Source organism: Sphingobacterium sp. CZ-UAM (assembly GCF_002000245.1).
Classification (GTDB): domain Bacteria; phylum Bacteroidota; class Bacteroidia; order Sphingobacteriales; family Sphingobacteriaceae; genus Sphingobacterium.
Genome location: NZ_MTCM01000005.1, coordinates 124,300 through 138,137 on the forward strand (window position 1 = coordinate 124,300; position 13,838 = coordinate 138,137).

General features: G+C 40.2%; 13 protein-coding genes. 11 read left to right on the forward strand and 2 right to left on the reverse strand.

Annotation, left to right across the window (positions count from 1 at the left end; translation table 11 throughout):
• The first annotated feature begins 48 nt into the window (after positions 1-48).
• From BWD42_RS18240 to BWD42_RS18290, 11 genes are all read left to right on the forward strand, one after another.
• Positions 49-840: a lysophospholipid acyltransferase family protein gene (locus BWD42_RS18240; RefSeq protein WP_077437852.1), complete on the forward strand. Its 792-nt coding sequence runs from the start codon at positions 49-51 to the stop codon at positions 838-840.
• Positions 822-1,580, forward strand: coding sequence for an ABC transporter ATP-binding protein (locus tag BWD42_RS18245; protein WP_077437853.1), 759 nt, complete (start codon positions 822-824; stop codon positions 1,578-1,580). The genes BWD42_RS18240 and BWD42_RS18245 overlap by 19 nt, the downstream gene beginning before the upstream one ends.
• 123 nt (positions 1,581-1,703) lie before the next feature.
• Positions 1,704-1,925 carry a DUF2795 domain-containing protein gene (locus tag BWD42_RS18250; RefSeq protein ID WP_028072584.1) on the forward strand — a complete coding sequence of 74 codons (222 nt, stop codon included), beginning with the start codon at positions 1,704-1,706 and terminating at the stop codon, positions 1,923-1,925.
• Positions 1,926-2,005: 80 nt separating this feature from the next.
• Positions 2,006-2,473, forward strand: coding sequence for a hypothetical protein (locus BWD42_RS18255; RefSeq protein WP_077437854.1), 468 nt, complete (start codon positions 2,006-2,008; stop codon positions 2,471-2,473).
• A 389-nt stretch (positions 2,474-2,862) separates the two neighbouring features.
• Positions 2,863-3,852: an anthranilate phosphoribosyltransferase gene (gene trpD / locus BWD42_RS18260; RefSeq protein ID WP_077437855.1), complete on the forward strand. Its 990-nt coding sequence runs from the start codon at positions 2,863-2,865 to the stop codon at positions 3,850-3,852.
• A gap of 1 nt (position 3,853) precedes the next feature.
• Complete coding sequence (locus tag BWD42_RS18265) at positions 3,854-4,480, forward strand: phosphoribosylanthranilate isomerase (RefSeq protein WP_077437856.1); 627 nt, start codon at positions 3,854-3,856, stop codon at positions 4,478-4,480.
• The gene (gene trpB / locus BWD42_RS18270; protein ID WP_077437857.1) at positions 4,477-5,661 is read left to right on the forward strand and encodes a tryptophan synthase subunit beta; all 1,185 of its coding nucleotides are present in this window, start codon (positions 4,477-4,479) and stop codon (positions 5,659-5,661) included. Before BWD42_RS18265 ends, trpB begins: the two co-directional genes overlap by 4 nt.
• A gap of 3 nt (positions 5,662-5,664) precedes the next feature.
• A complete protein-coding gene (trpA, locus tag BWD42_RS18275; protein WP_077437858.1) occupies positions 5,665-6,426 on the forward strand; it encodes a tryptophan synthase subunit alpha in 762 nt (253 codons plus the stop codon).
• A gap of 150 nt (positions 6,427-6,576) precedes the next feature.
• On the forward strand, positions 6,577-9,042 hold the full coding sequence (locus BWD42_RS18280) for a phosphocholine-specific phospholipase C (protein WP_077437859.1): 2,466 nt from the start codon (positions 6,577-6,579) through the stop codon (positions 9,040-9,042).
• Between the two features lie 350 nt (positions 9,043-9,392).
• Positions 9,393-9,812, forward strand: a complete 420-nt coding sequence (locus tag BWD42_RS18285) for an HYC_CC_PP family protein (protein WP_077437860.1) — start codon at positions 9,393-9,395, stop codon at positions 9,810-9,812.
• Between the two features lie 103 nt (positions 9,813-9,915).
• On the forward strand, positions 9,916-12,504 hold the full coding sequence (locus BWD42_RS18290; protein ID WP_077437861.1) for a TonB-dependent receptor domain-containing protein: 2,589 nt from the start codon (positions 9,916-9,918) through the stop codon (positions 12,502-12,504).
• Between the two features lie 39 nt (positions 12,505-12,543).
• Here the strand turns inward: BWD42_RS18290 and BWD42_RS18295 are convergent, their stop codons facing one another.
• Together BWD42_RS18295 and BWD42_RS18300 are read right to left on the reverse strand one after the other, a co-directional pair.
• Complete coding sequence (locus BWD42_RS18295; protein WP_254846272.1) at positions 12,544-13,125, reverse strand: Maf family protein; 582 nt, start codon at positions 13,123-13,125, stop codon at positions 12,544-12,546.
• The gene (locus BWD42_RS18300) at positions 13,125-13,643 is read right to left on the reverse strand and encodes a KdsC family phosphatase (protein WP_077437863.1); all 519 of its coding nucleotides are present in this window, start codon (positions 13,641-13,643) and stop codon (positions 13,125-13,127) included. The genes BWD42_RS18295 and BWD42_RS18300 overlap by 1 nt, the downstream gene beginning before the upstream one ends.
• Positions 13,644-13,838 lie beyond the last annotated feature (195 nt).

A 13,838-nucleotide genomic window follows, 5' to 3' on the forward strand; every position in this document is an offset into this window, starting at 1 on the left:
AATTATCCATTTTCTTTTTTTACTTTAGGTCAAAATTAGCTGAATTGTATGGTTCTATTCCTTAAAAAACTTCATCGCTATTGGTATTTTATCAGTGTTCTACTTGTTTTCCTCGTTTTATTCCCCTATATCTATTTTTTAGCTCAGCAGCCAGAAAGGAATTATGCTCGGATTGCACGGATGAGACGCTGGGTTTCGATCGGTGGATCGGCCTTAGCGGGTGTATTTTTTAAAGTAAGTTACGAATCAAAAATGGACTGGAACAGGCCAATGGTGCTATGTCCCAATCATACCTCAGTGCTCGACATCACAGCACTTACGTACTTATGTCCGATCCCGTTTTCGTTTATCGGCAAAGCTTCTCTTCTTAAAAATCCCGTTACCCGTATATTCTTCAAAACCATAGATATTCCTGTCACAAGGAGGAGCAAAGTTTCTTCTTTTAAAGCATTTCAACGGGCCAACGAACTTGTCCAAAGTGGCCGAAGTGTCGTTATTTTTCCGGAAGGAAAGATAGATGATGGATTTCCACCTCAAATACATGCTTTTAAGTCCGGAGCTTTTCGTATTGCGGTACAAAATGATGTGCCTGTAGTACCAATCATCATTGAGAATGCATGGGATATTTTCTTTGATGACGGCGCTAAACGAGGATCGCATCCGGGAATTGTTAAAGTGCATGTTTTCTCGCCTATCGAAACAAAAGATTTTGACGACAACAATGCAACTGAGCTGGAGAAAATTGTTTATGACAAAATGCATTCCTATTGGATTATGAAGAATAAATCGTATTTTCATCAACCAGAGAACGTCCAAAAAATATGTCAGGAAAGATACTAATCGAAATCAAAGATATTGCGCGTGAATACCAAATTGGCTCGGAAACAATTCATGCGCTCAGTTCGGTTACACTCAATATCCATAAAGGAGAATTTGTAGCACTTATGGGTCCCTCGGGGTCTGGAAAATCTACGTTAATGAATATTCTAGGTTGCTTAGATACGCCAAGTAGAGGTGAATATATCCTCAATGGAATTAATGTAAGTGACATGTCAGAGGATGAACTCGCTGAAGTAAGAAACAAGGAAATAGGTTTCGTTTTTCAAACATTCAATCTACTCCCTAAGAGTACCGCACTGGAAAATGTGGCACTCCCATTGATCTATGCGGGATACAATAAGACCAAGCGTGAAGAAAAAGCCAGCAGCGCTTTGGAAAGTGTTGGATTGGGACATCGTATGGATCACAGGCCCAATGAGCTCTCGGGCGGACAACGTCAGCGGGTGGCAGTAGCCAGAGCCCTGATCAATGACCCCTCCATCATATTAGCTGACGAACCTACAGGGAATCTTGACACAAAGACATCTATTGAAATCATGGGTCTACTCGAAGAGATCCATTCCAAAGGGAACACCATTATCCTCGTCACACACGAAGAGGATATTGCTTTGCATGCACACCGTATTGTACGCATGCGTGATGGCTTAATAGAAAACGATTATCCCAATCCCGATATCAAATCGGTATCGCCACGATTAAATGCGCTCAATGAAAAAGGGAGTGACTTTGAGAACATCTAGAAAATATTATTTCATTATAAATCAAACACTTATATTATTTACACAAAAATAACAGTTGATTTACTTGTTTAAGTTAAATTAAATGATAGTTTTGCGAAAATAGAGAACTTAAATTGTTTTTATATGTATTGGACATTAGAATTAGCTTCGCATCTAGAAGATGCACCATGGCCAGCAACAAAAGATGAATTAATCGATTACGCTATTCGTTCGGGTGCACCAGTTGAGGTGATTGAAAACTTACAATCTCTTGAGGATGACGGTGAGCCATATGAAAATATTGAAGAAATTTGGCCCGACTATCCAACAAAAGATGATTTCTTCTTCAATGAAGATGAATACTAGAAAATAAAAAACGCCTTTGATGAAAGGCGTTTTTTATTTCAGGGAATTAATCCATTGCCGTACAATTCAGTCTTAAACGTATGAAAATAAAAGTAAAGGTATTGTTGTTAACGTTTGTAAGCTGTATACTTTGTATATCCCTAAGTGCACAGGAAAAACCACTTAATTCCGAAAATATTGCCGTATTAAAGAAGTTTGTATATCGTCTAAACGATACTAACCTTGCAACGGATATCATTTTAAGCCAGGATTTATTAACGACAAAAAATCTAGATGAAGATCAACAGGAATATCTGCTAGCTAGCATAGACGAAATACGAATCAACGTGCAGAGCAAGGATATCAGTAAATTAGAATTCATCAATTTTTTACAGGCTGGCCGGAAAGAAACATACGATATAGACCTTGAAGGAATAGATCCAAAGCAAGTCTATTTTGTTAGATATCTCAATCGTTTTGTTTTTGCTGCTGTTATTCGTGACAAAAAAATAGCCTCTTTTACCCTGGTTTCCAAAGGAAACAATAAAGCACATTTTGTATTCTATTAATCCATAATTGCCCTTATTAATCGGTTACTTAGCAGATTGAACCGCTCTGATTATCTCAATATGTATGACAGAACAGTCTTCTGTTTCCCGGCATTAAGTAAGCCCAAGGCATTCAGCTTATTTCCGGTCTTCAAAACAGCTCGTTTGAAAGCAATTTTAACCGCAGGGATCTTTCTTAAAAATTTTTCAATAAAAACACTTGCATTTTAAAATTCTATCAACCATATTTGTATTAACAAAAAAAGAAATGATAATAACTGTATTAAATAAAGCTTGGTGGTGGCACGACGAATAACGTTGTGGCAAACACCTATTGCATTATTTGATATATACATCAAGATATGATGGGCTTGCCTGAATAAGGTAAGCCCTTTTTATTTAAAAATATTATGAAAGAAATTTTAGCCCATTTATTCGAATACAAGACTTTCTCGCGACAAGAAGCTTATGAGATCTTGACCAATATTGCCAAAGGTAAATACGACAGTCATCAAATCGCCGCGTTTATGACAGCTTATGGCATGCGCAGCATTCGGGTGGAGGAACTTGGTGGATTTCGGGATGCCATGTATGACCTCTGTCTCAAACTGGATTTTGAAGGATACAATTTGATCGACCTATGCGGTACGGGTGGTGATGGCAAAAATACATTCAATATTTCTACGATTGCTTCTTTCGTGACAGCCGGAGCGGGCTATCAGGTAGCAAAACATGGTAATATAGGTGTATCATCGAGCTGTGGTTCTTCGAATGTAATGGAGTATTTAGGTTATCAATTTACGAATGACAAAGCTGAGCTGCGGCGTCAGCTCGATGAAGCCAATATCTGTTTCTTGCATGCGCCTTTGTTTCACCCAGCAATGAAAACAGTTGCTCCGATACGTCGCGCCCTAGGAGTAAAAACGTTCTTCAACATGTTGGGACCATTGACAAATCCGGCCAACCCGAAATTTCAATCGGTTGGTGTATTCAGCTTGGAGCTTGCTCGTTTATATGGTTATTTATACCAAAATACAAACAAACAATATTCCATTATCCACGCGTTGGATGGCTATGATGAAATATCGATGACCGGAGATTTTAAGGTCATCAACAATCAGGGTGAAAATTATTATAATATGGAGGATCTGGGCTTTAGCCCTGTTCTTCCACAGGAACTTGCAGGTGGGGACAGCATCGCAGAGGCCGCACAGACATTTTTAGCTATCTTGAATAATGCAGGCACGGATGTACAGAATAATGTAGTTTTGACAAATGCGGCATTTGCCATAAAAACATTTCATCCGGAAAAATCTTTTGGTGACTGTTTCTATGAAGCTGAAGAGTCACTCATGACAGGAAAAGCACTCAAAAGTTTCAAAAAAATAACAAAACAATAAAATGGCAGTCAAGATAAAAGTTTGTGGCATGAAGCATCCTGACAATATCGCCGCTGTAACTGCCCTTGATATCCATTACATCGGGTTTATATTTTATGAAAAATCCAAACGATTTGTTGGCAATACCAGTCGGGAATATATAAAAGGGGTTAAAGGAGTCACCAAAGTTGGTGTCTTTGTAAACGCAAGCTTACCGGAAATTTGTCATAAAATAGACGAATTCAATTTAAATGCGGTTCAATTACATGGAGATGAAAGCCCTCAATTTTGTGAGGAACTTAAACAACATACTGCTGTAACCGTGATCAAAGCTTTCGGTATAGACCAAAATTTTGATTGGTCAGTATTGGACGCTTACGTGGGAGCTGTAGACTTTTTTTTATTCGACACCAAAAGCAGTTCTTACGGCGGCACCGGTATGCGATTTGACTGGTCCTTATTGCATCAATACAAACTCGAGCGCCCTTATTTCCTTAGTGGTGGATTAGATGTGGACAGTGTCGAAGATGCTTTACAAGCAAATGATCCCAGGTTATATGCCTTGGATCTTAATTCAAAATTTGAAGTAGAACCAGGATTAAAAGATATCGATCTTTTGGCCCGTAGCATAAATAGTATTAAAAAATGAGTATATATCAAGTCAATGAAAAAGGATATTATGGTCCATTTGGTGGTGCCTATATCCCCGAGATGCTCTATCCCAATGTGAAAGAGCTCCGTGAGGAATATCTCAAGATAATCGAAGAGAAAAGTTTTCAGGAGGAATTCAATCAGCTACTCCGTGATTACGTAGGACGCCCCTCCCCTTTGTACCATGCGAAGCGACTGTCTGAAAAGTATGGTACGACGATCTATCTTAAACGTGAAGATCTCAATCATACTGGAGCCCATAAAATCAACAATACCATCGGGCAGATCCTCTTGGCCGAGCGTCTTGGAAAAAAAAGGATCATTGCGGAAACAGGTGCCGGACAGCATGGTGTTGCTACGGCTACAGTCTGTGCATTAAAAGGAATACAATGTGCTGTCTATATGGGAGAAATTGATATCCAAAGACAGGCTCCCAATGTGGCACGAATGAAAATGATGGGCGCAGAAGTCATTGCTGCTACCTCAGGTTCAAAGACACTTAAAGATGCCACAAATGAAGCGCTGCGTGACTGGATCAATAATCCTGTGGATACACATTACATCATTGGTTCTGTCGTGGGCCCACATCCTTACCCTGATATGGTTGCCCGGTTCCAATCCATTATCTCCGAAGAGACGAAAAAGCAGTTGTTAACAAAAACCGGAAAAGAGAATCCAGACATCGTATTAGCCTGTGTCGGTGGCGGCTCCAATGCTGCGGGGATGTTCTATCATTTTTTGGATGATGAATCTGTACAGCTATACGCTGTGGAAGCTGCTGGACATGGTGTAGACTCGGGTGAATCAGCTGCTACGACAGCTTTGGGGAAAGAAGGTGTATTGCACGGGAGCCGATCCATATTGATGCAAACGGAAGACGGTCAGGTCATCGAGCCTTACTCCATCTCTGCAGGACTTGATTACCCCGGTATCGGACCGCAACATGCTTGGCTATTTAAATCCGGAAGAGGAAAATATGTTAGTATTACAGATGATGAAGCGATGCGTGCTGGACTGGAGCTCACTCGGCTGGAAGGTATTATCCCCGCAATCGAAAGTTCACATGCGCTCGCCTATTTAGCGAAAATTCCTTTTAAGGGTGATGAAACCGTTGTGGTTTGTTTATCAGGGCGCGGCGATAAGGATCTTGATAACTATATGAAATACTTTGATTTTTAAAGCATGAATACGATTGAAAAAAAAGAAGGAAATCCCCTTCTGTCGATATATTTTACAGCAGGATACCCAGCACTGGATAGTACAATTCAAATCGCCAAGAAACTGGAAGAAGCAGGTGCAGACTTTTTGGAAATAGGTTTCCCCTATTCTGATCCTGTTGCAGACGGACCTGTTATCCAACACAGTTCAGAAGTTGCTCTGGCCAATGGAATGACTGTCAAAAAATTATTTGAACAGTTACGTGAACTACGCCAACATGTACATATCCCGGTCTTCCTCATGGGGTACGTCAATCCAGTGATCCAATTCGGCGTAGAGAAATTCTGTGAAGAGTGCAAAAATGTAGGTGTAGACGGGGTTATTATTCCTGATCTTCCAATGTATGAATACGAAGATCTCTACAAAGAGACTTTTGAAAAAAACGGTATCGCGAACATCTTTATCGTAACGCCACAGACTTCAACGGAGCGTATCCGAAAAATAGACAGCCTATCCAATAGTTTTATCTACTTATTGTCCTCCAATGCCACCACAGGGAAAACACTGGATGTGGGCGAAGATACCAATGCTTATTTCAAGCGGATACATGATCTTCAGCTGAAAAACCCTTTGATCGTGGGATTTGGGATTTCAAACAAAGAAACCTTCCAAAAAGCAAGTCAATATACCGCAGGAGCAATTATCGGCAGTGCATTTGTAAAAAGGCTTGGAGGAAAGGACTATATGGATCAAATCCCTGATTTTATACAATCGATAAAGGGTTAAAATCTATTTGATTTCGATGATTTAAAAGAGCGTTCAGTCGAAGGTAACAATTCCTTCACTGAACGCTTTGTATTTTATAATTACCTCGTAAAAACCAATATTTGAAAAAGCATCCGTTTTTGATGTATGACGAACCGAATAAGCTAACATATGGACACACGAAGAGATTTTTTAAAAAAGGCGGCCATGCTTGCGGGTGGCGCATCCCTTTCTCAGGTTATTCCATCGGCTATTGCAAAAGCAATGGCCATTAATCCTGCGGTGGGCAGTACCTTTTATGATGCCGAACATGTGGTATTACTGATGCAGGAAAATAGATCTTTTGATCACGCTTTTGGCACATTACGAGGCGTGAGGGGCTTCAATGATCCAAGGGCGATCCGTCAGCCAAACAGACACAAAGTATGGTTACAGACGCAAAAAACAGGCGAAACATATGCCCCTTTCAGATTGGACATTAAGGATTCAAAGATTACCTGGATGGGCTGTCTGCCCCATAATTGGACCGATCAAACCGATGCCCGAAACAATGGAAAGATGGACAAATGGCTAGACGTCAAACATTCGGGATTTAAAGAATTCGCAGAACTTCCATTGACGATGGGACATTACACCCGGGAGGATATTCCATTCTATTATTCACTGGCAGATTCTTTTACAATCTGTGATCAACATTTCTGTTCGAGTATTACAGGTACAAACCCCAATAGACTCTATTTTTGGACAGCTAATATTCGCGAAAATTTAAACGGAAAGGCATTGGTATGGAACGGTGATTCAGAATTCAGTGGTAAAGCAAACTGGAAAACCTTCCCGGAACGTCTTTCGGAACTTGGCGTAGACTGGAAAATATACCAAAATGAGATTTCTTCAAGCAGTGCCGGATACAGTGGCGAAGCGAATGGTTGGTTAGCGAATTTTGGATGTAATCCCATGGAATACTTCCCACAATACCAGGTCAAATATAGTGCTCGTTATAGAGAACTACTTGCACGGAAAAAAGTAGAACTGGAACAGCAAATAGCCACAACGACAAGCAAAGATAAGCTTGATAAGCTGCATAGGGAACATCAACATGTGCTAGAAGAGCAGCAACAATACAGCGCAGAAAACTTCGAAAAACTTGATGAACGAACCAAAGATATCCATCGTCGTGCATTTGTGAATAATAGTGCGCAACCTGATTACATGGAGCTCGAGACGATGCAATATCAGGAGGGTGACCAGCAACGGGAGCTACAAATCCCGAAAGGCGATGTCTTATATCAATTTAGAAAAGATGTTGAGGAGGGGAAACTCCCTACTGTCTCCTGGCTTGCACCGCCGCAGCTTTTCTCAGACCATCCTGATTCGCCTTGGTTTGGGGCTTGGTATGTGAGTGAAATCATGGATATTCTCACACAAAATCCAGAAGTCTGGAAAAAGACAATCTTTATTCTTACCTATGATGAGAATGACGGTTATTTTGATCACTTCGCTCCATTTACGGCCCCTAATCCCTACGAAGCCGATAGCGGTAAGGTATCTACCGACATAGACCCCAAATTGGAATTTGTCCGCCGTGATGAACAGTATTATCCAGAAAGTGGCAGAGAAAGTAATATAGGCCTCGGATATCGTGTCCCGCTGATCATTGCTTCCCCATGGACAAGGGGGGGCTGGGTAAACTCACAGGTTTTTGACCATACCTCAAGTATACAGTTTTTAGAGAAATTCATCAGCCACAAAGTCAATAAAGAAGTCAAAGAAACCAATGTTAGCAGCTGGCGACGTACTGTTTGTGGAGATCTCACCTCTGTTTTTAGACCTTATCATGGAGAGATAATCAAAAAGCCATTGGTACTGCAACGTCAACCGTTTATCAAAGAAATCCATCAGGCAAAATTTAAAGGTCTGCCGATGGGATTCAAAGCATTAACTGCCGATGAGATCGAACAGATCGAGAAAGATCCCAGCGGCTCGCCCTATTTTCCAAAACAGGAAGAAGGGCTTCGCGACTCCTGTGCATTACCCTATGAGCTTTATACGCATGGGGAATATCTATCCGATGGAAAGTATCAATTGACATTTGAAGCATCTAATAAAATGTTTGGTAAACGCACTGCAGGTGCTCCTTTTACGGTATATCATAGCATGCCCTATAAGGGAGAGATTGGAACTTCCCGTAACTACGCTGTATCAGCAGGCGACAGCCTATCAGACAATTGGTCTATCAATGCATTTGATAACGGATTATTCCAGCTCGATATACACGGACCAAATGGGTTTTACCGTATGTTTAAAGGCGAGGCCAAACATCCAAATATTAAAATCCGTTGTACTTATGAAAAAAGCAAAGACGAAAACTCCTTTACGGGCCGTCTTTTGTTTACCTGCATTAATCAAGACAGTAGAACTCATCGCCTCCTAATCGAAGATCTCAGCTATGGGAAGGACAAAAAAGAAGTCCAACTCAAAAGTGGTGAGTCAACAACAATTTCGTTCGATCTTTCCAAACAGAGTTTTTGGTATGATTTCCGCATTAGCTGCAAAGATTACAGTGCATTCCAAGAGCAATATGCTGGTCGTATAGAAGCTGGGAAAATCGGAAAAAGTGATCCTTTATTAAGCAGATAGCAACAATATAAAGTCGAGGTTATTCATAAAAAGAATAGCCTCGATTATCTGTGATTCTCAAATCAAAAATCATTAAGGCTGAAATTTTTTATTTTCATAAATTATCCACGACAATAGCGTGAATTTTCGATATTATTCTTGTATACGACGAATAAGGTGGTAAAATCCTTTGTACAGTAAAACTGCACCAACAATCAAAAAAACAGCTAATAAATATAAACTGATAGAGTTAATAAATAATAGACACATCATAACGGTAATTTTTGGTTTTTCATTTCTTATGTACAAGTTATAACATTTATCCAAAATATTACAAAAAAAAAATACAAATTTTCTCTACTTTTGTCAGGATGAGGAAAATCGCATTGTTTATCGGCTTATTTTTTTATTTGCTTACAGCAAGCGGTGCAACCCTACATTTGCATTTCTGTCAAGGAGAAGCACAAAGTGTATCATTAAGCCAAGATCAAACGGTCCATTGTCCGCTGTGTGCCAAGTCAGAAAAAGAGCAGCAGAACCACTGTCATCAGGAAGGTAGTTGCAAGGACGTAACCATCGCTGCCCAAAAGGTAGATGATTTCAACAGATTATCTCAGACACTCAATTTCAATCATTTTTCTCCGGCGATTATTACACTTCACTGGATATATGATTATTACCAATTTCCTGCAGATGAGGATAGTTCATCCAAATTAATTACAAATCAGAACACCTTCCTACGGAGATACAGTCCTGCTGTATTTATTCTCAACCAGAGTTTCAGAATTTGATTTCCTAATTTTTTGATTTTTAATCAAAATACACGTCGAAGAAATTACCCTCGACCTTACATGCTATGCACGTTTTTTTTAGCCCGTACATTATCAAAAAACTATGAATCAATTTTTTAAAAAAATATATACAACAACCCTCTTATTGTTATTCTCCTTCGCAATTGTGCAAGCACAAAGCGATAGCACCCGAACGCTTACTGTAGCGGGAAATTGTGCGATGTGTAAAAAAAGGATAGAAACCGCTGCAAAATTACAAGGTGTTGAAAGCGCAGTCTGGAATGCGAGCGATAATTTGCTACATCTGAAATACAATGCACAAAAAATTGAACTGGAAACAATCAAAAAGAATATTGCCCAAGTCGGACACGATGTAGACAATCTGGTTGCAAGTGACGAATCCTATGCAAAGCTTCATGAATGTTGTATGTACCCCAGATTGGAAAACGGACAAGTTCCCGAAAAAAAGGCAGTACCTACCGAAGCTGGACATCATGATCATCCACATACCGTGACAGGTGTTGTTGTCGAAGAGAATGAAAAAGGGGATCTAAAACCTATCGTTGGCGCAAATTTACATTGGGCGAATCTGCCGAGCAGAAACACCCAAAGTAATGAAAATGGCGTATTTAAATTAGAACACAAAGAAGGTTTTGACAAACTGGTCGTTAGTTACGTCGGTATGAAATCTGATACAATTACGATTAAGGACCTACATGAGGTTGTTATGATTACAGCCAAAGGGAATGTCTTGATGGAAGTTGAAGTCAAAGGAACACGTCGGTCCAATTATATTGATCGTATGACACCTGCAAGGCTGGAAGTTCTGACAGGAAAAGAGCTATTTAAAGCCGCATGCTGCGATTTAAGTGAAAGCTTTGAGACCAACGCCTCTGTGGATGTTATCAGTGCCGATGCGGTCACTGGTAGTAAACAAATTCAGATGCTGGGCCTAAGCGGTATATACACCCAATTGACGGTGGAGAACTTACCGGGACCACGCGGTCTTGCGTCGCCACTCGGATTGAATTCTATCGCTGGTACCTGGATTGAGTCTATTCAAATTGCCAAAGGAGTAGGTTCTGTAGCCAATGGTTACGAAAGTATGGCCGGTCAGATCAATGTTGAACTGAAAAAACCACAAAATTCCGAGAGGCTGTTTTTTAACGCTTATGCCAATAACATGGGACGTACTGATGTGAATTTAAACCTTTCACAAAAAATAGGTGCACATTGGTCGACTTCAGTGTTATTGCATGACAACTTTATGTACAATAAATCCATGAACTTTAGCCACAATGGGTTTAGGGATGTGCCCGTTGGTAATCTTTTCTCGGGCGTGAACCGTTGGTTGTATGAGAATGGTAAAGGTCTGATGGTTCAGTTTGGTGTCAAGTATTTAAACGATGATCGTACCGGCGGGCAAATAGATTTTGACAAAAAAACGGATAAGGGCACAACAAATCGTTATGGTCTTGGTTTTGATATCGAACGTATTGAAGGTTTTGCTAAAATCGGTTATGTTTTCCCGGAAAACAAACACCGCAGCATCGGCCTACAATTGGCAGGTTCCAACTACAATCAAAAAAGTTATTTTGGACTAAAAAACTACAATTCTGAGCAACAGAATGGTTATGCAAACCTATTGTTCCAGGATATTATAGGAACTGTAGCCCATAAATATCGTATTGGGGCATCCATCAATTACGATAATTACGATGAATGGTATTTAACAGATCAAAATTTCAAACGTAAAGAGGTTGTTTCAGGTGCATTTGCAGAATATACCTTCAGTCCATCCGAAAATTTTGATGCGGTGGTAGGCCTACGTCAGGATTACAACTCTTTATATGGATGGTTTACCACTCCACGGTTGAACTTACGCTACGCCCCTATTGCCGGAACCACATTCCGAGCAAGCTCCGGTAGGGGCCAACGTACAGCAAATATCTTTGCGGAAAACACTGCCGTTTTGGCCAGTAGCAGAAAACTGATCATTCAGTCCCAGGATATATATAATAAAGCTTACGGTCTGCAGCCGGAAGTATCCTGGAACACAGGAATAGCGGTAGATCAAAACATGCGCATCTTTGGAAGAGAAGCTTCCGCCTCTGTCGAATTTTTTCACAACAGCTTTTCCAATCAGGTTGTGGTCGATTATGAAAATCCAAGAGAAATCAGTTTTTACAACTTAACGGGAAAATCATTTTCAAACAGCTTGCAGACCGAATTCCGGTTTATGCCTGCCCCACATTTCGAAACCAGATGGGCCTACCGCTTACTGGATGTTCAGACCGACTTTCAGAGTGGAAGAAAAACCAAACCTTTGTTAGCTAAACACCGTGGTTTTGTTAATTTAGCGTATAATCATCACTCGGGATGGAGCTTGGATTATACTTTAAATGTTGTTGGGTCAAAACGTATACCGTCGACAATGGATAACCCTGTTGAGTATCAGATGCCAAGCGAATCTAAAACCTATGCTACGATGAACGCGCAGATCAGCAAAACATTTGGAAAGGATAAAAACTTCACTGTTTATTTAGGTGGCGAAAATCTTTCAAACTATTTCCAGAAAACCCCTATCCTTGCGGCAGATCAGCCTTTTGGAAATTACTTCGATACCTCGATGTTATGGGGACCTTTAACAGGTCGGATGTTTTATACCGGCGTACGTTATTTCATAAAATAGTACTGATTTAACATAAAAAAAGCGGCTTAGCCGCTTTTTTTATGTTAACTTCTTCAACTCCTGATAGAGCCGCGCTGTTGGTAATCCCACAACATTATTATACTCACCTTCAATCTTCTCAATACCGATTAAACCGATCCATTCCTGGATACCATAAGATCCAGCTTTATCAAGTGGTGAAAAATGCGTGACATAATAATCTATCTCATCCTGATCTAAGTGATGAAAATAGACTGATGTCGTTTCAACAAAGGAATGTACCACGGCTCGCCACTGTAAAGCAACTGCAGTGATGACCAAATGTTTCTGTCCGGATAAGTTCCTTAAGGTCTGCTTAGCTTCGGCCTCGGTCCTGGGTTTTCCCAAAATTTCTCCTGCTGCCGATACTACCACGGTATCTGCACAAATAACCAGACAATCTGATTTGTCTGTAAAAGCTTTCACTTTCTGCAATGCAATCTGACGGACAGCTTCAGGAGCAGAGAGACTAGGATCAACATATTCATCTGTTTCCCGTACCTCCACTTCAAACTCAATGCCTAATCCTGATAATAATTGTTTCCGCCTGGGCGACTGGGAACCAAGGATAATCGTTTTATTTTTCAAATTTTCTAACATCATTAAATGCTTTTTATCGTTTCATCCTCATACCAATTCCCTTGCACTTTAAGTACTTTTTCGATCAGTTCCCTTACAACCCCTTTTCCGCCTTTAACCCCAGAAACGTAATGTGATATCTTCTTAATTTCTTCCGTAGCATCAGCTGGGGAAACAGCCAGCCCCACAGATCGCATGCAGCTAAAATCAGGGATATCATCCCCAATATACATCAACTCACTGAGCATTAAACTATAATTCTCTGCTACTTGTTTCAATTTTGAAAGTTTGTCCACCACACCGGAGTGAATCTCTTTAAGCCCCAAGCCCTGTAGACGTCGTTCAACTCCTCTCGAAGCTCCACCGGTAATGACAAAGATGGGGTAACCTTTTTTGATCGCCAATTGCATTGCATATCCGTCTTTGATATTAAACGTCCGCAGTTGTTCTCCCGCTTCGTTCACTTGTACCGTTCCATCCGTCAACACCCCATCCACATCCAGTACAAATCCTTTTATCGTTCTAAATTCAGTCAGTACCATTAAAATATATTTTTGTAAAAATAAGGCATTTCCATTAAATATACGATTACACTTTTATATGCTTATCAGTGAAATTTCAGTCAGCAATTTATTCAAATAAGACAAAGTATCATTTATTTGTCACAACATAGTTGTATTAGCAACTTATTATAAAAAACATTTGGATGGAACCTGATATTTACCGTATCTTTGTAG

Coding starts and splice junctions, on each gene's coding strand:
- BWD42_RS18280 (WP_077437859.1), top strand. CDS start 6,577: ATGGACACACGAAGAGATTTTTTAAAAAAGGCGGCCATGCTTGCGGGT.
- BWD42_RS18250 (WP_028072584.1), top strand. CDS start 1,704: ATGTATTGGACATTAGAATTAGCTTCGCATCTAGAAGATGCACCATGG.
- BWD42_RS18240 (WP_077437852.1), top strand. CDS start 49: ATGGTTCTATTCCTTAAAAAACTTCATCGCTATTGGTATTTTATCAGT.
- BWD42_RS18245 (WP_077437853.1), top strand. CDS start 822: ATGTCAGGAAAGATACTAATCGAAATCAAAGATATTGCGCGTGAATAC.
- trpD (WP_077437855.1), top strand. CDS start 2,863: ATGAAAGAAATTTTAGCCCATTTATTCGAATACAAGACTTTCTCGCGA.
- BWD42_RS18300 (WP_077437863.1), bottom strand. CDS start 13,643: ATGGTACTGACTGAATTTAGAACGATAAAAGGATTTGTACTGGATGTG.
- BWD42_RS18265 (WP_077437856.1), top strand. CDS start 3,854: ATGGCAGTCAAGATAAAAGTTTGTGGCATGAAGCATCCTGACAATATC.
- BWD42_RS18255 (WP_077437854.1), top strand. CDS start 2,006: ATGAAAATAAAAGTAAAGGTATTGTTGTTAACGTTTGTAAGCTGTATA.
- trpB (WP_077437857.1), top strand. CDS start 4,477: ATGAGTATATATCAAGTCAATGAAAAAGGATATTATGGTCCATTTGGT.
- BWD42_RS18285 (WP_077437860.1), top strand. CDS start 9,393: ATGAGGAAAATCGCATTGTTTATCGGCTTATTTTTTTATTTGCTTACA.
- BWD42_RS18295 (WP_254846272.1), bottom strand. CDS start 13,125: ATGATGTTAGAAAATTTGAAAAATAAAACGATTATCCTTGGTTCCCAG.
- trpA (WP_077437858.1), top strand. CDS start 5,665: ATGAATACGATTGAAAAAAAAGAAGGAAATCCCCTTCTGTCGATATAT.
- BWD42_RS18290 (WP_077437861.1), top strand. CDS start 9,916: ATGAATCAATTTTTTAAAAAAATATATACAACAACCCTCTTATTGTTA.